Below are 18,455 nucleotides of genomic sequence, written 5' to 3'. Positions count from 1 at the left end.
CCCCACTATGAAACGCGCCCTGCGCCAACTCAGCCGTCTCCTGCGCCTCCCGGCGCTGGCACTGCTGTTGTTCGCGGTGGTGGCCAATCCGGTGCTGGCGGCCGTGGGCGATATCCACGAGTCGGCCCAGGCCGTGGCCGATCATGCCGATCCGGAGCACTGCGATGTCAGCGATGACGCCACCAGCGCGGTGGTTGATCAGGATGCCGGCGATCAGGACGAGGGTTCGGCCGGCGATCTGCTGCACGCGCTGGTCCATGGCGCCCATGCGTGCGGCCACCCGGTGGCTATTCCCTCGCCCGCCCTTGTGGTCGATCCGCTCGCTCCTCAGGCGATCGCGCCTGTGCACGAGATCCAGCCGCTGGATTCCCTGCAGCCGCTGTCCCTAACCCGTCCCCCGATTACGGCCTAACGCTGCACGCCGGCTTGCCGGTGCATCGTTCTTTCGCCTAATCGGAGATACCTCATGTGGTTGCGACTGGCAGCGTGCGCTGCCTTTTTGGTCGTGCCCGTTGCGTACGCGCAGACGGGGACGGCGCCCTCTTCTACCCTTTCGTTGGACGACGCCATTGCGCGCGTTGCCACGACACACCCTGACCTGCGCATCTTCGACGGACGTCGTCAGGTCCTGGATGCCAATCTGGCATCGGCGGCCCTCAAGCCCCCGATGACCCTCGGCGCAACCATCGAAAACACGCTCGGCACCGGCAACTATCGCGGTTTCAGCGAGGCCGAGCTCACGGTCACCCTGGCTGGGGTGATCGAGCGCGGCGGCAAGCTCAACGCCCGGCAAGCCCTGGCGCTGGCCAACATTGATACGTTGGCGCCGCAGCGTGAGATGGCAAGGCTGGACCTGCTGGCCGAGACGGCGCAGCGTTATCTGGCGGTCACCGCGGCGACCAAGCGCAAGAGCATCGCCGAGTTGGACATTGTTCAACGTAGGCGCGCTGTCGATGCAGCACGTACCCGCCTGACCGCAGGTGCGTCACCTGAGTCCGTCGTGCTCACCGCACAGGCGGCCTTGGCCACGGCCGAGCTGGATCGGGATCGTGCCATTGCCGATGAAGCGGCCACGCGCCAGAACCTGGCGGCCCTGTGGAATGAGCGTACGCCCAGCTTCACCGTGGCGGCGGGCAATCCCTTGGTGCTGCCGGAACTGCAGAGCTTCGATGCACTGAGTGAGTATCTGCAGAACACACCCGAGCTTGCTGAGTTGGCGGGCGTGGAGCGTGTACGTGAAGCCCAACTACGTCTGGCTCGTACGCAAGCTACGCCTGATCTGCAGTGGCAGGCCGGTGGACGCTACAACCGTGCTACGAGCGATGTGGGGTTCATGGCCGGCATCAGCATTCCGCTGGGGTCGGCACGCCGCGCCGCACCGGGCATCCGTGCTGCTGAAGCCGAACTGGCGATGACGCCGATCGAACGCGAGTCCCTGCGCATCGATCTGTACTCCGCGCTCACCAACGCCTACGGCAATTACTCCACGGCACGGTTGGAAGTCGGCCGCCTGCGTACCGACGTGATTCCACGCTTGGAGAAGGCTGAGAAGGCCGCCGAGTACGCGTGGAAAGCCGGTGCGATCAGCTATCTGGAGTGGTCGCAGCTGCAGGCGCAACGCGTGGAAGCCAGCGTGCGCCAACTGCAAGTGGCCGTCGACGCACAAGCTGCCCTGATCGAGATCCAGCGCCTGACCGGGCAGCCGATCGTCGCCAGCGGCACCACCACCCCATAAGGATTTCCAAATGAAGAACGTTGCAAAGATTGCAGCTCCGACGTTGCTGCTGGGCGCTGTCCTGATGCTGGCCGCTTGCGGTGGTTCCAAGGACGCCGCGGAAGAGAAAACGGCGCCTGCCAAAGAGGCCAGCGCAGAGGGTGATGATCACGGCGCCGAAGGCGAAGCCGGGCACGAGGAAGGGGAAGCTGGCCACGGTGAGGAAGCCGGCGGTCATGCAGAAGAAGGTGCCGAGAAGACCACGATCCCGCAGGAAGAAGCTGACAAGAGTGGCGTGAAAGTGGCCAAGGTCAGTGAGGGTGCCATCAAGAACGAGTTGGAAGTCCAAGGCGTGCTGACGCCGATGGAAGGCGGCGTGGCCCAGGTCACTGCGCGCTATCCCGGTGTGGTGCGTGCCCTGCGCGCCAATGTGGGCGATACCGTGCGTCAAGGCCAAGCGCTGGCCGTGGTTCACAGCAATCTCAGCCTCACCACCTACACCATCACCGCACCGATCAGCGGCGTCGTCCTCAGTCGACAAGGAAGTGTCGGTGGCGTAGCCGCCGAAGGCCAGCCGCTGTTTGAGATCGGCGATCTGTCCAAGGTGTGGGTCGACCTGCATGTGTTCGGGGCCGATGCGCAGTACCTGCGTCCGGGCGTGGCCGTCACGGTCAGTCGCCTGTACGACAACGTCAGCGCTACGACGACCATCGAACGCGTGCTGCCCAGCACGTCAACGGCGAGCCAGAGCCTGGTCGCCCGTGCCGCACTGCCCAACGAGGATGGCTTCTGGCGTCCAGGCACCGCGGTCAAGGCGCAAATCACGATGTCCACCAGCGATGCGGGCGTCGTGATTCCGCAGTCGGCCATCCAGAGCATGGACGGCAAGGACGTGGTGTTTGTGCGTGACGGCGATACCTACACGGCGCGGCCGGTGAAGCTGGGTGATCGTGACTCCACGCAAGTGGCCGTGCTGGAAGGCGTGAAGGCCGGCGAGGACATCGTGGTGACCCAGAGCTACCTGGTCAAGGCGGACATCGAAAAGTCCGGCGCGACACACGCGCACTAAAGGAGACCGTCATGCTCGAAAAAATCATAAAAGTCGCGATTAATCATCGCTGGCTGGTCATGACGTTGACGGTGGCCTTGATCGCCATCGGCATCTGGAGTGCCCGTCAGATCCCTATCGATGTCACCCCCGACATCACCAACGTCCAGGTTCAGATCAACACCGAAGCGGCCGGTTACTCGCCACTGGAGGCCGAGCAACGCGTCACGTTCCCCATCGAGACGGCCATGGCCGGTCTGCCGAAGATGGAGTACTTCCGCTCGATCTCCCGCTACGGGCTGTCCCAGGTCACCGTCGTGTTCAAGGACGGGACGGACATTTACTTTGCGCGTCAGCAGGTCTCCGAGCGCGTGGCGCAAGTGAAGGCGCAAATGCCCGAAGGTATCGAACCCACCCTGGGTCCGATTGCCACCGGTATGGGCGAGATCTTCTCCTACACCATCGATGCCGATCCCAAAGCCCGCAAACCCGATGGCACGCCCTACACCGCCACCGATCTGCGTACGCTGCAAGACTGGGTGATTCGTCCGCAACTACGCAACGTTCCGGGTGTGACCGAAGTCAACACCATGGGCGGCTTCAAGCGTGAGGTTCACGTCACGCCTGATCCTGCCAAGCTGCGCTCGCTGGACCTGACCTTTGAAGATGTAGTGACGGCCCTGCAGGCCAACAACCAGAACGTGGGCGCCGGCTACATCGAACGTAACGGCCAGCAGTTCCTGGTGCGTGTGCCGGCACAGGTCTCGGACATTCCTGCCATTCAGAAGATCGTCGTCACCCGTCGTGACGGTGTGCCCATTCGGGTTCGTGATCTGGCCAATGTGGCCGACGGTGAAGAACTGCGTACTGGTGCGGCAACCCAGAACGGCCACGAGGTCGTGCTCGGCTCGGTGGTCATGCTCGTGGGCTCCAACAGCCGTGACGTCTCCCAAGCCGCGGCCGCCAAGCTTCAGGAAGCGGCCAAGAGTCTGCCCAAGGGCGTTACTGCCACGCCGGTGTACGACCGTACCTCGCTGGTGGATCGCACGATTACCACGGTCGCCAAGAACCTGATCGAAGGCGCGTTGCTGGTCATCGTCATCCTGTTCCTGCTGCTAGGCAACTTCCGAGCTGCTCTGATCACGGCTGCGGTGATTCCACTGTCGATGCTGTTCACCTTGACCGGTATGGAGCGCGGTGGCGTGTCGGCCAACCTGATGAGCCTGGGCGCACTGGACTTCGGTCTGATCGTCGACGGCGCGGTCATCATCATCGAGAACTGCCTGCGTCGCTTTGGCGAACGTCAGCATGAACTCGGGCGTGAGATGACGCTGGAAGAGCGTTTTGAAGTGGCCTCCAGCGCATCGGCCGAAGTGATCCGACCGAGCTTGTTCGGTCTGGGCATCATCACCGCCGTCTACCTGCCGATCTTTGCCCTGACCGGTGTGGAAGGAAAGATGTTCCACCCGATGGCCATCACCGTGGTGCTGGCGCTGACGGGCGCGATGATCCTGTCCCTGACCTTCGTGCCCGCTGCCGTGGCGATGTTGCTCGGTGGCAAGGTCGAAGAGAAAGAGAACTGGCTGATGCGCTGGTTCCGTGGGCGCTACGAACCTTTGCTGGATCTGAGCCTGCGTAGCGGCAAGCTGGTGGCCATCGGTGCGATCGCCCTGCTGGTTGGCAGTGGGCTGCTCGCCTCTCGCATGGGTAGCGAGTTTGTTCCCAGCTTGGATGAGGGCGACTTCGCGCTTCAGGCCATGCGTATTCCCGGCACCAGCATGACCCAGTCCTTGGGCATGCAACGCATCGTGGAAGAACGTTTGCTGCAGTTCCCAGAAGTGGAGCGAGTGTGGTCGAAGATTGGTACGGCTGAGGTCGCCTCCGACCCGATGCCGCCGTCGGTGGCTGACACCTTCGTGATGGTCAAGCCGCGTGATCAGTGGCCCAACCCGCGCAAGCTCAAGGCGGACCTGGTGGCGGAAGTTGAGGCGGAGATGAAGAAGATCCCCGGCAACAACTACGAGTTCACCCAGCCGATCCAAATGCGTACCAACGAGCTGATTTCGGGCGTGCGCGCGGACGTGGCGATCAACCTGTACGGCGATGACCTGGATACGTTGCTGGAAGTGGGCCAGAAGATCGAGGCCGCCGCCCGCAAGGTACCCGGTGCAGCTGACGTTCGCCTGGAACAGGCTGCTGGCCTGCCCATGCTCTCGGTGCTGCCCGATCGGGATGCCTTGGCACGCTATGGCCTGAATCCGGCTGACGTGCAGCGCAACGTGGCCACGGCCATCGGTGGTGAGGTGGCGGGCCAGCTGTTTGAAGGCGATCGACGCTTCGACATTGTCGTGCGTCTGCCGGAACAGCAGCGCCTGGATCCCACCGCGCTCTCGGCATTGCCCATCTCGCTGACGGCGGCCATCGCGGCCAACCAGGCTGATGAGTCGGTGGGTACGCAGGCCAACGCCGCGCAGGCGCAGGTCGTCCCGCTGAGTTCAGTGGCGCGCGTAGAGATCTCCGAGGGCGCCAACCAGATCAACCGCGAAAACGGCAAGCGACGCATCATCGTGACCGCCAACGTTCGCGATCGAGACCTGGGTAGCTTCGTCTCGGAACTGCAGTCGACTATCGACAAGCAGGTCACGGTACCGACCGGGTACTGGATCGAGTACGGCGGCAGCTTCGAGCAGTTGATCTCGGCCAGTAAGCGTCTGTCCATCGTCGTGCCGGTGACCCTGGTGCTGATCTTCGCCTTGCTGTTCATGGCCTTTGGTTCGGCCAAGGACGCGCTCATCGTCTTCAGCGGGGTCCCGCTGGCCTTGACCGGTGGCGTACTGGCGCTGGCACTGCGCGGAATTCCGCTGTCGATCTCGGCAGGCGTGGGCTTTATCGCCCTGTCCGGTGTGGCGGTGCTCAACGGCCTAGTGATGATCAGCTTCATCCGAAGCTTGCGCGAGAGCGGACAACCCATGGCCGAAGCCATTCGGGAAGGTGCGCTCACACGTCTGCGCCCCGTCCTGATGACGGCATTGGTCGCATCGTTGGGCTTCGTCCCGATGGCGCTCAATGTCGGTGCGGGTTCGGAAGTGCAGCGTCCGCTGGCCACCGTGGTCATTGGCGGAATCATCTCCTCCACGTTGCTGACGCTGGTGGTACTGCCGGTGTTCTACCGGTGGGTGCACACCCGCTTCAATCGCACCCCGGCGCACATGAAATCGTGACAGGGCACGGCGGCGGTGTACGCACCGCCGCCATACCCCGTTCCTAGCCGCTCTTTTGCATCTGTTCTTAGGAGAACACGCATGAGCACAGGGCATGATCATGGAACGTCCGAGATCCGGTACGAGAAGCCCCTATGGTGGGCGCTCGGCCTGACTTCCACGTTCCTCATCGCCGAGATCATCGGCGGTCTGGTAACAAATAGCTTGGCGCTGCTATCCGATGCGGCGCACATGATGACCGATGTCATCGCCCTCACCGTGTCGCTGATCGCGGTGCGTATGAGTCGACGTCCGGCTGATGCTCGCCGCACCTATGGCTATGCCCGTATGGAAGCCATCGGCGCGATCATCAACGGCGGTCTGTTGTTCGTGGTTGCCGGTTACATCCTGTGGGAGGCGGTCGGGCGCTTTCGTGAGCCGCCTGAAGTTGCGTCCACGGGCATGTTGGTCATCGCCACCCTGGGTCTGATCGTCAACCTGATCTCTATGCGTCTGCTACGGGCCGGCAGTGGCACCAGCCTGAATGTGAAGGGTGCCTACCTGGAGGTCTGGAGCGACATGCTCGGATCGGTGGGTGTGATCATTGGTGCGATTGTCATCAAGGTCACGGGCTGGACGCTGGTCGATCCGATCATTGCGGTGTTGATCGGCCTGTGGGTGCTACCCCGTACCTGGACCCTGCTCAAGCAGGCCGGCCATATCCTGATGCAGGGTGTGCCGGAAGGCATGGACGTAGCGGCCATCCGTAAGCGGCTTATCGAGATGCCGGCCGTGCAGGAGGTCCATGATCTGCACGTGTGGTCGCTGGGGACTGGGCAGGTCGTGCTGACGGCTCACATCGTTCTGGCGGCGGGAGTGCCCGATCCGGACACGATCCAAGTCGAACTCTCCCGGGTGATCGAGCAGCAGTTCGATATCCATGATGTGACTTTGCAGGTGGAACGCACTTCGTGCAGAAGCGAGGTGGGCCATGCCTGACCGGAATCGAGCGAGTTTCCGCAAGGTGTTCGCCCGATTCCAAGACACATCGCTCCGAGGTTCAACAAGCGCACACCGTCCGCGTTGGCGGGTGGCGCTGAGCCTGGAGCTGGTCATCCTGATGGTTGCCGTCTTCTTTGCGTTCACCGCAAACGGCGCCTTCTGGGCCAGTGTCAAAGAATCAGGCGTCCTGAGCGGCGCGAGAGAACTGCGTTTCTACATCGGGGTGACCGCCGCCCTGGTCGGCTTGCATGCGTTGCTGTTCGGCTTGGTGCTCAACCGTTGGATTGCCCGACCTGTTCTGGCGGTCCTGCTGGTGGCCACCGCTTCGGCGGCCTACTTCGCTAGCACGTATGCGGTCTATCTGGATCCGAGCATGGTCCGGAACGTGATCAGAACCGATACGCAGGAGGCGCGCGAGTTACTGACGTGGGACATGCTGGGAACCGTCCTGTTGATGGGCGTGCTGCCTGCTGCCGCGTTGTGGCTGGTGCACTTTCCTCGGGTGTCGATCAAGCGAGCGTTGTTGCGGCGGACGTTGTTCCTGGGCGCGATGTTTCTGATTGCATGCGTCGGGGTGATGGCGACGTTCCAGGATCTGTCATCGCTGATGCGCAATGACAAAGCGCTGCGCTACCTGATCGCGCCGGGCAACTACCTGGCGTCCATCACGCGCGTGCTCAGCCAAGAGGCCGGGAGCCCAAAGCTGCCGCGCCAGGTCGTGGCGGCCGATGCCCGGCAGCAGGCGCACGCGCCCTCGACCAAGTCCCACCTGTTGGTGGTCGTGGTTGGCGAGACCGTGCGCGCCCAGAACTGGGGCTTAAACGGCTACGAACGGCAGACCACGCCTCAGCTGTCGAAGTTGAACGTCATCAACTTCAGCGACGTCACTGCGTGCGGGTCCAACACGGAAGTCTCCGTGCCCTGCATGTTCTCCCTTGCTGGCCGGCGCAACTACGACCGCGAGAACATCGTGGGTTCCGAGTCGCTGCTACACGTGCTGGAGCGGGCCGGCGTCAAGACGTTGTGGCGGGACAACCAGACCGGCTGCAAGGGCGTCTGCGATGGTTTGTCCTTCGAGTCCTACCGCAAGCCGCCGGAGAGCTCGCTGTGCGATGACCAGGCCTGCCGTGATGCGGTGATGCTGCAAGGTTTGCACGATGTGATCGATGACAACCCCGGCGACACGGTGGTGGTTCTGCATCAACTGGGCAATCACGGGCCGGCGTACTTCAAACGCTATCCGGAAGCACTCCGTCAGTTTCGGCCTGACTGTCGTTCCTCGGATCTGGGCAGCTGCACGCGGCAAGAGATCGTCAACGCCTACGACAACGCCATCCTGGAAACGGATGACTTCCTGTCCAAGACGATCCAGATGCTCTCGCAAGACACCACGCACGACACGGCGATGATCTATGTCTCCGATCACGGCGAGTCGCTGGGCGAAGGCAACGTCTATCTGCACGGCTTGCCCTACTCCATTGCGCCGGACACCCAGATCAAGGTGCCGATGGTGGCCTGGCTTTCACCGGGCATGGCCAGCGGTAAAGGCGTCAACACCGCGTGCGTGCGTAGTCGGGCAAGCCAGCCGATCAGTCACGACAACCTGTTCCATTCCGTGCTCGGTCTGATGCAGGTCAGCACTACGGCTTACGACCCGAAGCTCGATGTGTTTTCGGGATGCCAGACCACGGCAGGAGCCTCGCCATGAGGCTCCCGTATTGCCCCTCACCTCTCGCCCGGCACCTGTTGCCAGGCCTTCGGCCGCTTCGAACCACGCGCTTGAAGCAGTCACTCACTTCTTCTCAAGGAGTCTCCCATGGCTGACGGTTATGGCCACCTGCCGCGTGGCCCCAAGCGTTTGATGATGGCGGCACGTTGGTCTGCTCAAGGACTGCGTGCGGCTTGGCTGCATGAGTCTTCTTTTCGTCTCGAGGTAGTGCTCGCCCTGGTGCTTGCGCCTTTGGGCCTGCTGCTGGGCGAGACCGGTGTAGAGCGTGCACTGCTGGCCACCACGGTCTTGCTGGTGCTACCGGTCGAACTACTTAACTCAGCGATCGAAGCAGTCATCGAGCGCTACGGCCCCGAGCACCACGAACTGGCCGGCCGCGCCAAAGACATGGGCTCGGCTGCGGTTTTCATGACGTTGGCGGTTACCGCCCTGACATGGCTGGCCATCTTGGCCAGCTGATGTCACCGGGCTGGAGGTTGATATGGCGTACATACTTTTTGGAGCACTGCTCTTTGCTGTGGGCTGGGGCCTGAAATCGGCGATGTCGGTTCCACACCCTGATGGCCTGACCGTCATCCTCAGCAGCACCGTCGTGCTGGTGGGCTCGCTGTTCTGGGTAGTAGTGACGCTGCACGCGCTGGATCTGCTGGTGGCGTTCAGACGCGACGATCGCCGGTACCTGTCTGAGTTCGCTGCGGCGATGCGGCCACGACTGCGTGAGTTGCTGGTGGCAACGCCGGTGATGTTGCTCGGCTTGCTCATCGCCTATCGATCCGTGGGCACCGCCGGCACCGTGGTCGCCGCTTTGGAGGCGCCGTTCTACGCGCTCGCCATCGCGTCGGCGCTGATGGCCAGACCCCTGCAGGCCACGCCCGTGCGTCGGCGACGCACGGGCATCGTGCTGAGCGTGATTTACGGCGCCCTGTTCGCGATCACGGCTGTCTTGCAATCAGTCGTGGCCACCCGTACGGGCATGCAGGGCGCCGCGCCGTGGCTGGGGGTGACGTCGGCCCTGGCCGCGATCGCGGCCTTTGTGTCGGCGGCCAAGTTCAGATCCTCGATCGAGCAGGCACGCGCTCTGTCATCGCCGGTGATCGAGAGCCTCGGCAATCCCTTTCCCAGTCATCAGAACGGGCCGTCCTCTCCCGACAGCCCATCGTCGCGTTTGCGCAAAGGTCCGTCCCCGCCGCATGGCGGGCGAAAGCGTCGACGCCGCTTCTAGATCGCGCGATCCCGCACTGAAGTTCTTGAGTCCTTTTCATCTGTTTGCACGAGCGATACGCCGATGCGTCATTCCCTTAGCGACCTTTCTCCCGGCCAAACCTGGCTCTTGATCCTGCTGGTCATCACGGCGCTGTTGGCGGGCCTGGGGCTACGCGAGCCGATGCCCGCGGATGAGCCCCGCTTTGTGCTGGCGGCCAAGACCATGGTGGAAACCGGCCAATGGCTGTTCCCCTACCGAGGTATTGAGCTCTACGCCGAGAAGCCGCCCACCTTCATGTGGCTGCAGGCGGCCAGTTATGTCTTGGTGCGCAGCTGGGATGTGGCGTTCCTGCTGCCCTCCCTGCTGGCGGCGCTGCTGACGTTGTGGCTGACGGGCGACATTGCCCGGCGCCTGTGGGGCAAGCGCACGACCGACTACACCGTGTTGGGCCTGTTCGTCTGCCTGCAGTTCGTGCTGCAAGCCAAGCGCGCGCAGATCGACATGGTGCTGGTGGGCATGACCACGCTCTCGCTATGGGCGCTGGTGCGCTACCTGCTTGAAAAGCCCAGCCCCTGGCTGCTGATGGTGGGCACCTTCGCCGCTGGCTTGGGCACGGTCACCAAGGGCGTGGGCTTTCTGCCGTTGTTGGTGTTCGTGCCTTGGCTGTGGGTGCGGTGGAAGTCGCCCCACCTCCTGCCCTCGCACCGAGGGGTGCATGTGCTGGCCGGCATTGCGGGTTTTGTGCTGGGCGCGGGTGTGTGGCTGGTACCGATGCTGGCCACGGTGGCGGCCTCATCGGATCCGGCCCTGCACACCTACGCGCGGGAAATGCTGTTCAAGCAGACCGGCACCCGCTACGCCAATGCCTGGCACCACGTAAAACCCGCTTGGTACTACCTACAGACCATGCTCACGCTGTGGCTGCCAGGCGTGCTGCTCGCGCCGTGGTTGCTGCCGGCGTGGTGGCGGCGTGTGCGTCGCGTGGACCCGCGTTACGCGCTACTGCTCGGTTGGGCGCTGCTGGTGCTGGTCTTCTTCAGTGCCAGCCCGGGCAAGCGCGAGGTCTACATCTTCCCGATGCTGCCCGCCCTGGCCATCGCGGCCGCTCCCTTGTTGGCGGGTTTGCTGCGTCGTCGCGGCGTTCGCGCCGTGCTGTGGTCCTACTTGTCGGTAGTGGTCACCGTTACCGCTGCCCTGGGGCTGTGGTTGCTGACCGCCTCACCCGAGCGCGTGCATGGCCTGCTCGACGGCCGCGGCATGGACATGGGCACGGTCAAGCAGGTCAGTGGATGGCTGCTGGGCTTCACCGTCGTGAGCCTGGTTGTGATGCTCGCCGCACGCCGGTGCGTGGTGCTTGCGCTGGTGGCCGTCACCGCCTCGCTGTGGATCACCTATGGCGTGGGGCTCATGCCGGCGCTCAGTCCGGACAGTTCTGCCAAAGCACTGATGCAGCGCGTGGAAACGACCATCGATCTGGATGCCGAGCTGGCCATGCTCGGCTGGCGCGAACAGCACCTGCTCCAGGCCGAGCGATCGGTTACCGAGTTCGGCTTCAAGAAGCCCTGGGTGGAGCAGTGGCAGCAGGCGCACGCCTGGCTCCTGCAGGACCCCACACGACGCTGGCTGTTCCTGCGCAAGGAAGCCATCGGGCCTTGCCTGGATCCAACGCAGGTCATCGACATCGGCGCCTCCAATCGACGCGCCTGGATTCTGGCACCGGGTACGGCCTGGATCCCGGACTGCGAGGTTCCGGCCACGTGGTCAGCCGATGTCAGTGAAGACTGAGTCCTCCTTCTCCTTTCCCGCACGCCCTTCTACTGAGTCCTTCGCCATGCAAAGCCCGTCGCTGCCCCGGATGCCCAGTCTGTCGGTCGTCATTCCCGTCTTCAATGAACGCGGCAACATCGGCCCGCTCGTGCAGGAGGTGGTGCACCACCTGCGCGGCAAGATCGCCTTCGACATCATCTGTGTGGACGATCGCTCCGACGATGACACACGCGAGGTGCTCGGCTGGCTAAAAGCCGAGGTGCCCGAACTGCGGGTGTTGCTGCACCATCAACGCAGTGGGCAAAGCACCGCCATCCGCAATGGCGTCAAGCACGCGTTCTCGCCCTGGATCGCCACGCTCGATGGCGATGGCCAGAACGATCCAGCCGATATCCTCAAACTGCTAGCGGCTCGCCAAGCCGCGTCACCGCAGGTGCGGCTGTTCGCCGGCTGGCGCACCGAGCGCAAGGACACGGCCAGCAAGCGCTGGGCTTCGCGATGGGCTAATCGCATCCGGCAATCGCTGCTGCGGGATGACACGCCCGATACCGGCTGTGGCATCAAGCTGTTCGACCGCGCTGCCTTCTTGGACCTGCCCTACTTCGACCACATGCACCGCTACCTGCCGGCACTGATGCAGCGCGCCGGCTGGAAGACCCTCAGTGTGCCGGTCTCCCACCGATCGCGGGGATCGGGCCAGTCCAAGTACACCAACCTAGGCCGTGCCCTGGTGGGCATCCGCGACCTGATGGGCGTGGCCTGGCTGATCCAGCGCAGCCATGTAACCGCCACCAGCGAGCTCAGTGCTGGCTCCAAGTCATGAACGTAATGGATCAGGAAATCCTATGGTTGAGCTGGACGGGCCTACATACAACGCCCTGGAAGCTCATTGGCCTGACCGGTGCGGCCTTCTTCGGCGTGCGCTGGCTGATCCAGTTCGTGGCGTCCAAACGCGCCGGCCGGCCGGTGATCCCGCGCCTGTTCTGGTACATGAGTTTGTGCGGCAGCCTGATGGCTTTGAGCTACTTCCTGTTCTCGTCCAAGCAGGATGCCGTGGGCGTCGTGCAGAACCTGCTGCCGGCCTTCACCGCCGCGTATAGCCTGTATCTGGACATACGCCATCACCGTAGCATTGGTACGAGCGCCGTAGCCAAACCCGCCTCGTCCCCTTCCGAGGACGATCACTCCTGCTAGATCGTGGCACTGGGCTGCGCGCTTGGTCGACTTTCGCGCCACGCAGCCCGCAACACGCGCACCGCCGAGCGCAGGAACAGAACCAGCAACGCTGCAGCAATCACTAGGTCGGGCCACCCCGCGCCGAAGGCCCACACCAGCGCCGCGGCCAGGATGACGGCGACGCCCTCGTAGATATCATTGCGCGAACACTCCCACGCCGAGGCCATGTTGATATCGCCGGCGCGATAGGGGTTCAGCAACCACAGGCAGACCGCATTGGCCGCCAAGTTAAGCAACGCAGCCACCCCCATGCTCTCAAAGATCGGAACACCCGGATGGGCCAAGCGCCAGACGATCTGTACGCCTACCGCGATCGCGGCCCCTAGGATCAAGAAGCCTTTGAGCAGGGCCACCCGGCCCTTCAGGTGTGCCGATGCGCCCACCACCGCCAGGCTCACCGCATAGGTCAGCGCATCCCCGAGGTTGTCCAGGCTTCCGGACAACAGGGACGAAGAGTGGGAGTGCCACGCGGCGAGGGCCATCATGACGAAGGTCGCCAGGTTGATCAGCAGCACGATCACCAGCACCTTGCGCTGCTTGGCTTGCATACCCGCTACATCGACTACCTTGCCGCAGCCACAGCATTCAGACATCACGCGCTCCGTTGAGGGGCCACTCCTGCAACCGGAAAATCACAGTTTGGGCCCGGCTAGCGTAAAGTCTGTAGTAACTACAGAGTCAAGCGATCCTTCCATGAAGATCAGTCAGGCTGCCGAAGCCAGCGGATGCCACCTTGAAACCATCCGCTACTACGAGAAGATCGGGCTGCTGCCCCACCCCACTCGCACGGACAGTGGTTATAGGGCTTATACGAGCGCCGATATCGAGCGCCTGCGGTTCATCGCGCGAGGGCGGGATCTGGGCTTCAGTCTGGAAGAGATCCGCAGCCTCCTGCAACTGGCCAGCGATGAGCGTTTGTCCTGCGACGACGTCGATCGCCTGGCGCGTACACATCTGACCGATATTCGTGCGCGCCAGGAAGATCTTCGCCGGATGGCCGATGAACTTGAGCGTGTCATCATCAGTTGCCACGGGGGACAGCGGGCCGAGTGCACGATTCTTTCGACGCTACGTCAGCCAACGCAAAGTTTTGAGGTGTAACTGTGTAGCGTTTTTTTACTATCGGCCAAAAGCGCTGCGCTTATGTTAGCAATCCCATATCAAGGAAATTGTTCAGAACCCACTGACGCCGCCACGATGCGTGGAGAGATACGTAGATTCACCCTCGCCCTGTGCGGCTTTGCGATGCTCGCCGCTCAGCTCTTCCACATCTATCTTCCCTGGCTGATTGCGCGACCGGCGATGCTCGCCTTCCTGATGCTGATGCTGTTCGGCACGCCTATGCTCCTGTTTCCGCTGGCAAGGAGCCCGATCACTCTGGCGGTTCTCGTTGCGATGGCAGGCTGGTCGCCAGCCTGTGGATCGGCGGTGAAGGCACGCCTTCTGCATCGAGGCTCGGTCCGCAGCAATCGGCGACCAGCATCGGGCCGATTCTGGCGCCGATCGCCGTCGCCGCCATCAGCACGGATGGGCAGTTTGTCGTTGCCTGGGGGCTGGCCGCGGCTTCGCTCATGCTGACGCTCAGCCTTTCACGGCTCTGGCCCCAGCGCGGCGCTGGCTCCCCCGATTGTCCCCGTCCCTGAACCTCGCGGCACGGCAGAAGTCCGCAGCTCTCGATGCCCCATCACCCGCCTGCGCGCGGCGATGAAGAACGTGTTTTCAGCTCTCGGTCAACGGCAAGAGGATGTAGAACTTGGTCAGCTTCTCGTCGGACAGCGCGCTGACCGACCCGCCATGCGCCTCGACGATGGATTTGACGATGGCCAGTCCCAGCCCGGCGCCTTCGCCCTTTCGGTGGGCGGCGTGCCCCACCCGGTAGAAGCGGTTGAAGATGCGCGAGAGCTCCTCGGGTGGAATCTTCTCGCCGGGATTCTCCACGCTGATGATGACGTCCCGATCCTTCTGCGAGAACCTCACGGTGATGGTTTCGCCACTGGGCGTGTACCGGATCGCATTGGAGATCAGATTGCTGAGCGCCCGGCGAAGCATTTCCCGATCACCGCGGATCGGTGTCGTGCGGCCGCGAAGTTCGAGCTTCACGCCTCGCTCTTCCACCAAGGCCTCGAAGTACTCGAACAGCCCCCGGACGGCGTCCTCAAGGACCACGCTCTCCAGATTCAGATTGCCCGGATCGTTCTCGGTCTGAGCCAGGAACAGCATGTCGTTGATCATGCGGTTCAGGCGCCCGAACTCTTCCAGGTTGGAATAGAGAATCTCCCGATACTCGTCGGCCGAGCGGGCCTGACCGAGCGCCACTTCCGTCTGCGTGGTCAGGTTCGTGACCGGCGTGCGCAACTCGTGGGCGATGTCGGCCGAGAAGTTCGCCAGTTGCTCGAACCCATCCTCGATGCGCCCGAGCATGTCGTTGAAGGACGCGATGGTTTCTTCCAGCTCGACCGGTACAGCCTTGGGATCCAATCGCAGATACAGCTTGGACGAGGTGATCGCGCGAATCTTCTCGTTCGCCCTGTGGATCGGAATGTGCCCCCAGCGAACCGCGAACCAGGCGACAAGGATCGCGATGCACATGACCACGCAGATGGTCCACCACTGGATGCGCTTGAAGCTCCGGATGAATTCGAGATGGCCGCCGATGTTCATCGCCACGGCGATCGTGTAGGTACCGCTCAGACTGGTGTCGCCCCCGACCTGGATGACGCCACCTCGATAGGACTTCCCGTTCTCTTCCCATATCGTCATGCTTTGCCTGTCCGCCAGAGGGACGGGAGGTGTGCGCCGGGCGAAGCTCGCCAGGTCCGGACCGTCCTTCGGCGCGTACAGCGTCTTTCCGCCGGCATCAGCGACATAGTAGTAGACCCCGTGATGCCCCCGAACCGCACGGCGCAAGGCCTGCGTATCGCTTCCGTCCTGCACCTCGCCCAGTGCCCGGATGACCGAACTGGCGATCACGCCCAACTCTTCCTCATCCATTTCGGCGAAATGCCGGTCGAGGGATCCCACGCTGACCCAGCTGAACAGCAGGAGCACCACCATCATTGCGATGCCGACGAGGCCGGTGACCCGTGCGGAGAGCGAAGCCGGACGCCGCAGAAAGGCAAACCGGTCAGGCATCCGGCAGGTCCAACGTGTAGCCCATGCCACGTACGGTCTGGATGAGCTTGGGCTCGAAGCTGTCGTCGATCTTGGCGCGCAGCCGCCGGATCGCGACGTCGATGACGTTGGTGTCGCTGTCGAAATTCATGTCCCAGACCTGCGAGGCGATCAGCGAACGCGGCAGCACCTCGCCTTGGCGACGCGCCAGCAGTTCGAGCAAGGCGAACTCCTTGCTGGTCAGGTTGATACGCTGCCCGGCCCTCGTGGCACGACGGCGCGCCAGATCCAACTCCAGATCCGCAATCTGGATGCGATCGTGCGGAATAGGCGAACCCCCTCTGCGCAACAACGTCCGGACGCGCGCGAGCAGTTCCGAGAACACGAACGGCTTGACCAAGTAGTCGTCGGCGCCCAACTCCAATCCCTGGACGCGATCGTCGACGCTGCTGCGAGCGGTCAGGAACAGCACCGGCACCTGGTTGCCTGCCGCCCGGATGGTTTGCAGGATTTTCCGCCCATCCATGCCCGGCAACATGACGTCGAGCACGATCAGGTCGTAATGCTCGGTCGTGGCCATGTGCAGGCCGTCGGGCCCATCGCGCGCCAAGTCGACGACGAACCCGGCCTCCATCAGCCCTTGACGGACGTAGTCCGCCGTCTTGTGCTCGTCTTCGACAACCAGAAGTTTCATGTCAGCCCTATGCCCGCACTCGTTCGTGCTTCCGGCTCCCGCCACGACGGATGGATCATGATGGGTCACTGGAATCTACCGAGGCGAAGCTGCCATAAGGATGACGCAAAGATTACATATCAGTAATCATTTCGTCACCATTTGGGCCGGAGCGGCGTTGAACGAGTGAATGCCAAACGATCGTGTCAGCGTCCGCGCCTCAGCAGCAGGCTGATCGCGGTTGCGGCGGCCAGCGCGAACAGGGCCGAAATGAACCAGAGGAAATCCGAATCCAGGAGGATGTTGCTGAACAGGAAGCGCCCAAACGCGACGACGGCACCGATGGCCGTGGCCCAGTACAGGCATCGCGCCCGGCCGGAGAGCAGGAAGCCTCCAATCCCCAGCAGCAGGACGCCAAATCCGGCAATGAAACCACCCCAGGTGCGGAACACGGTGCCGAGCCATTCCAGGAACGCCGGGGGCAACGTGCCTGGGTCGATACCGGTGTGCCGGATATCCTCGGGCAGAAGCGCGGGGCGCAACACTAGGAAGAACACCGCAGTCCCCATGGTGAGGAGGCCGAGCACCAGGAGCAGGATGCCGCTCAGCGCGTCCCTCCGATCGACAATGTGCTGCTTCATCGCGTCCAATCTCCACGACCGCTTCGAGCGCCGACCCGACCAGGTCGGCAAGCCAGGCTGCTACTGACACTGCAAGACGCCATCTGCCACAACGATGACGTGGTGATTACATGAATGTAATCAACGCGTAACTGACCCGACAGCGACGCCTTTCTACGCTCAGGAGGCATCGTCGCCAATTGTCCCGTCCATTCTTAACTGGCGCCCTGGAGCATCGAGATGAGCGAAATTCCTGATCGGAAGCGAGGCGGTTGGCGCAGCCCCGCCGTCCTGACCGTGTGCGTCTTTCTCTCTATCGCGGGACTCTTCCTGTGGCTGGAGCATCGGGCGCACGTACTCGGTGCGCTCCCCCTCTTGCTGCCCCTGGTGATCTGCATCGGCATGCACTTCTTCCTGCACCGCGGTCACGGCGGTCACGGTGGCCACCAGACGCATCGGGAGGAGGGCGACCGCGATGACCGGTAACCCGCCCGCCTACGGCCTCTGGTTTCTGGCGCTGGTGAACGCCGGCATCTTCATTCTGTTCGCCCTGAGCTTCTTCAAGCCGACGACGGCGCGCGACTGGCGCTCGCTGGGCGCGTTTTCCGCCTTCATCGTCGCCCTGTTCGTGGAAATGTACGGCTTTCCGCTGACGCTCTACCTGTTGGCGGGTTGGGTGGGCAATCGTTTCCCGGGACTGGACCCGCTGTCCCACGACGCCGGCCACATCTGGCCCGCACTCTTCGGTTGGTCGGGAGATCCTCATCTCAATCCGTTCCACCTGGCCAGTTACGTGCTGATCGGCAGCGGGTTCTGGCTGATCGCCGCGGGCTGGCGGGTGTTGCACGAGGCTCAACGCGCCGGATCGCTTGCCACCACCGGGCCGTACGCCCATGTGCGGCATCCGCAGTACGTGGGCTTCATCCTGGTGCTGATCGGATTCTTCCTGCATTGGCCCACACTCGTGACGGGCGTGATGCTGCCGATTCTGCTGGTCATGTACTGGCGGCTCGCCAAGCGGGAGGAGCGCGAGGTCGAAGCGACGTTCGGGGATCAGTATCGACGCTACGCGAGCGACGTGCCTGCATTCGTGCCGCGGCTTGGGCGCTTGTTCAACAATAAAGAAGGCCAGATCGAATGAGTCACCATGA

General features: G+C 63.1%; 19 protein-coding genes. 14 read left to right on the top strand and 5 right to left on the bottom strand.

Translation table 11 applies throughout. The features are described from left to right. The first annotated feature begins 7 nt into the window (after positions 1 to 7). From ACSION_RS10925 to ACSION_RS10875, 11 genes are all read left to right on the top strand, one after another. Positions 8 to 412, top strand: coding sequence for a hypothetical protein (locus ACSION_RS10925; protein WP_056881654.1), 405 nt, complete (start codon positions 8 to 10; stop codon positions 410 to 412). A gap of 54 nt (positions 413 to 466) precedes the next feature. Beyond that, the gene (locus ACSION_RS10920) at positions 467 to 1,735 is read left to right on the top strand and encodes a TolC family protein (protein WP_056881655.1); all 1,269 of its coding nucleotides are present in this window, start codon (positions 467 to 469) and stop codon (positions 1,733 to 1,735) included. 10 nt (positions 1,736 to 1,745) lie between these two features. After that, positions 1,746 to 2,783 (top strand): efflux RND transporter periplasmic adaptor subunit, encoded by a 1,038-nt coding sequence (locus tag ACSION_RS10915; protein WP_056881656.1) that lies wholly within the window; start codon positions 1,746 to 1,748, stop codon positions 2,781 to 2,783. Positions 2,784 to 2,794: 11 nt separating this feature from the next. After that, a complete protein-coding gene (locus ACSION_RS10910) occupies positions 2,795 to 5,983 on the top strand; it encodes an efflux RND transporter permease subunit (protein ID WP_056881657.1) in 3,189 nt (1,062 codons plus the stop codon). A gap of 81 nt (positions 5,984 to 6,064) precedes the next feature. Beyond that, positions 6,065 to 6,961 (top strand): cation diffusion facilitator family transporter, encoded by an 897-nt coding sequence (locus tag ACSION_RS10905; RefSeq protein WP_056881658.1) that lies wholly within the window; start codon positions 6,065 to 6,067, stop codon positions 6,959 to 6,961. Then, positions 6,954 to 8,672, top strand: a complete 1,719-nt coding sequence (locus ACSION_RS10900; RefSeq protein WP_162108749.1) for a phosphoethanolamine transferase — start codon at positions 6,954 to 6,956, stop codon at positions 8,670 to 8,672. Before ACSION_RS10905 ends, ACSION_RS10900 begins: the two co-directional genes overlap by 8 nt. Before the next feature lie 108 nt (positions 8,673 to 8,780). After that, the gene (locus ACSION_RS10895) at positions 8,781 to 9,152 is read left to right on the top strand and encodes a diacylglycerol kinase (RefSeq protein ID WP_056881660.1); all 372 of its coding nucleotides are present in this window, start codon (positions 8,781 to 8,783) and stop codon (positions 9,150 to 9,152) included. 22 nt (positions 9,153 to 9,174) lie between these two features. Beyond that, positions 9,175 to 9,915, top strand: a complete 741-nt coding sequence (locus ACSION_RS10890) for a hypothetical protein (protein WP_155944762.1) — start codon at positions 9,175 to 9,177, stop codon at positions 9,913 to 9,915. Positions 9,916 to 9,978: 63 nt separating this feature from the next. Further along, positions 9,979 to 11,682, top strand: coding sequence for an ArnT family glycosyltransferase (locus tag ACSION_RS10885; RefSeq protein ID WP_081420486.1), 1,704 nt, complete (start codon positions 9,979 to 9,981; stop codon positions 11,680 to 11,682). A 70-nt stretch (positions 11,683 to 11,752) separates the two neighbouring features. Beyond that, on the top strand, positions 11,753 to 12,487 hold the full coding sequence (locus ACSION_RS10880) for a glycosyltransferase family 2 protein (protein WP_056881663.1): 735 nt from the start codon (positions 11,753 to 11,755) through the stop codon (positions 12,485 to 12,487). 5 nt (positions 12,488 to 12,492) lie between these two features. After that, positions 12,493 to 12,858: a lipid-A-disaccharide synthase N-terminal domain-containing protein gene (locus ACSION_RS10875; RefSeq protein ID WP_407073747.1), complete on the top strand. Its 366-nt coding sequence runs from the start codon at positions 12,493 to 12,495 to the stop codon at positions 12,856 to 12,858. Here ACSION_RS10875 and ACSION_RS10870 read toward each other — a convergent pair. After that, positions 12,855 to 13,493 carry a cation transporter gene (locus ACSION_RS10870; protein WP_162407217.1) on the bottom strand — a complete coding sequence of 213 codons (639 nt, stop codon included), beginning with the start codon at positions 13,491 to 13,493 and terminating at the stop codon, positions 12,855 to 12,857. The two genes, ACSION_RS10875 and ACSION_RS10870, sit on opposite strands and share 4 nt — an antisense overlap. Positions 13,494 to 13,593: 100 nt before the next feature. Between ACSION_RS10870 and ACSION_RS10865 the strand changes: the two genes are divergently transcribed. Continuing rightward, positions 13,594 to 14,001: a MerR family transcriptional regulator gene (locus ACSION_RS10865; RefSeq protein WP_162407216.1), complete on the top strand. Its 408-nt coding sequence runs from the start codon at positions 13,594 to 13,596 to the stop codon at positions 13,999 to 14,001. 271 nt (positions 14,002 to 14,272) lie between these two features. Here ACSION_RS10865 and ACSION_RS10860 read toward each other — a convergent pair whose 3' ends face one another. The 4 genes from ACSION_RS10860 to ACSION_RS10845 form a co-directional block, all read right to left on the bottom strand. Next, positions 14,273 to 14,473 carry a hypothetical protein gene (locus ACSION_RS10860; protein ID WP_155944466.1) on the bottom strand — a complete coding sequence of 67 codons (201 nt, stop codon included), beginning with the start codon at positions 14,471 to 14,473 and terminating at the stop codon, positions 14,273 to 14,275. 146 nt (positions 14,474 to 14,619) lie between these two features. Then, entirely contained in the window at positions 14,620 to 16,032 is a 1,413-nt protein-coding gene (locus ACSION_RS10855; RefSeq protein ID WP_162407215.1) for a Cu(+)/Ag(+) sensor histidine kinase, read from the bottom strand. Further along, the gene (locus ACSION_RS10850) at positions 16,025 to 16,705 is read right to left on the bottom strand and encodes a heavy metal response regulator transcription factor (protein ID WP_054665569.1); all 681 of its coding nucleotides are present in this window, start codon (positions 16,703 to 16,705) and stop codon (positions 16,025 to 16,027) included. Before ACSION_RS10850 ends, ACSION_RS10855 begins: the two co-directional genes overlap by 8 nt. A 185-nt stretch (positions 16,706 to 16,890) precedes the next feature. Beyond that, a complete protein-coding gene (locus ACSION_RS10845; RefSeq protein WP_054665567.1) occupies positions 16,891 to 17,325 on the bottom strand; it encodes a hypothetical protein in 435 nt (144 codons plus the stop codon). A 219-nt stretch (positions 17,326 to 17,544) separates the two neighbouring features. Here ACSION_RS10845 and ACSION_RS10840 point away from each other — a divergent pair, with 219 nt between their 5' ends. Together ACSION_RS10840 and ACSION_RS10835 are read left to right on the top strand one after the other, a co-directional pair. Continuing rightward, complete coding sequence (locus ACSION_RS10840; protein ID WP_054665565.1) at positions 17,545 to 17,790, top strand: DUF2933 domain-containing protein; 246 nt, start codon at positions 17,545 to 17,547, stop codon at positions 17,788 to 17,790. Continuing rightward, a complete protein-coding gene (locus ACSION_RS10835) occupies positions 17,780 to 18,445 on the top strand; it encodes a methyltransferase family protein (protein ID WP_435305934.1) in 666 nt (221 codons plus the stop codon). Before ACSION_RS10840 ends, ACSION_RS10835 begins: the two co-directional genes overlap by 11 nt. Positions 18,446 to 18,455 lie beyond the last annotated feature (10 nt).

This window comes from Pseudoxanthomonas sp. LjRoot125, from assembly GCF_964252705.1.
In the GTDB taxonomy this organism is placed as follows: Bacteria; Pseudomonadota; Gammaproteobacteria; order Xanthomonadales; family Xanthomonadaceae; genus Pseudoxanthomonas_A.
The sequence above is the reverse complement of the archived record's forward strand: the minus strand, read 5'-3'. Positions and strand labels throughout refer to the sequence as shown.

Bases quoted from the DNA above. Each gene is read 5' to 3' on its own strand.
- ACSION_RS10860 (WP_155944466.1), bottom strand. From the start codon at position 14,473: ATGAGCGAAGCCGCGGCCAGCCCCCAGGCAACGACAAACTGCCCATCC.
- ACSION_RS10885 (WP_081420486.1), top strand. From the start codon at position 9,979: ATGCGTCATTCCCTTAGCGACCTTTCTCCCGGCCAAACCTGGCTCTTG.
- ACSION_RS10865 (WP_162407216.1), top strand. From the start codon at position 13,594: ATGAAGATCAGTCAGGCTGCCGAAGCCAGCGGATGCCACCTTGAAACC.
- ACSION_RS10905 (WP_056881658.1), top strand. From the start codon at position 6,065: ATGAGCACAGGGCATGATCATGGAACGTCCGAGATCCGGTACGAGAAG.
- ACSION_RS10915 (WP_056881656.1), top strand. From the start codon at position 1,746: ATGAAGAACGTTGCAAAGATTGCAGCTCCGACGTTGCTGCTGGGCGCT.
- ACSION_RS10890 (WP_155944762.1), top strand. From the start codon at position 9,175: ATGGCGTACATACTTTTTGGAGCACTGCTCTTTGCTGTGGGCTGGGGC.
- ACSION_RS10880 (WP_056881663.1), top strand. From the start codon at position 11,753: ATGCCCAGTCTGTCGGTCGTCATTCCCGTCTTCAATGAACGCGGCAAC.
- ACSION_RS10855 (WP_162407215.1), bottom strand. From the start codon at position 16,032: ATGCCTGACCGGTTTGCCTTTCTGCGGCGTCCGGCTTCGCTCTCCGCA.
- ACSION_RS10895 (WP_056881660.1), top strand. From the start codon at position 8,781: ATGGCTGACGGTTATGGCCACCTGCCGCGTGGCCCCAAGCGTTTGATG.
- ACSION_RS10875 (WP_407073747.1), top strand. From the start codon at position 12,493: ATGGATCAGGAAATCCTATGGTTGAGCTGGACGGGCCTACATACAACG.
- ACSION_RS10850 (WP_054665569.1), bottom strand. From the start codon at position 16,705: ATGAAACTTCTGGTTGTCGAAGACGAGCACAAGACGGCGGACTACGTC.
- ACSION_RS10900 (WP_162108749.1), top strand. From the start codon at position 6,954: ATGCCTGACCGGAATCGAGCGAGTTTCCGCAAGGTGTTCGCCCGATTC.
- ACSION_RS10910 (WP_056881657.1), top strand. From the start codon at position 2,795: ATGCTCGAAAAAATCATAAAAGTCGCGATTAATCATCGCTGGCTGGTC.
- ACSION_RS10870 (WP_162407217.1), bottom strand. From the start codon at position 13,493: ATGTCTGAATGCTGTGGCTGCGGCAAGGTAGTCGATGTAGCGGGTATG.
- ACSION_RS10920 (WP_056881655.1), top strand. From the start codon at position 467: ATGTGGTTGCGACTGGCAGCGTGCGCTGCCTTTTTGGTCGTGCCCGTT.
- ACSION_RS10835 (WP_435305934.1), top strand. From the start codon at position 17,780: ATGACCGGTAACCCGCCCGCCTACGGCCTCTGGTTTCTGGCGCTGGTG.
- ACSION_RS10840 (WP_054665565.1), top strand. From the start codon at position 17,545: ATGAGCGAAATTCCTGATCGGAAGCGAGGCGGTTGGCGCAGCCCCGCC.
- ACSION_RS10925 (WP_056881654.1), top strand. From the start codon at position 8: ATGAAACGCGCCCTGCGCCAACTCAGCCGTCTCCTGCGCCTCCCGGCG.
- ACSION_RS10845 (WP_054665567.1), bottom strand. From the start codon at position 17,325: ATGAAGCAGCACATTGTCGATCGGAGGGACGCGCTGAGCGGCATCCTG.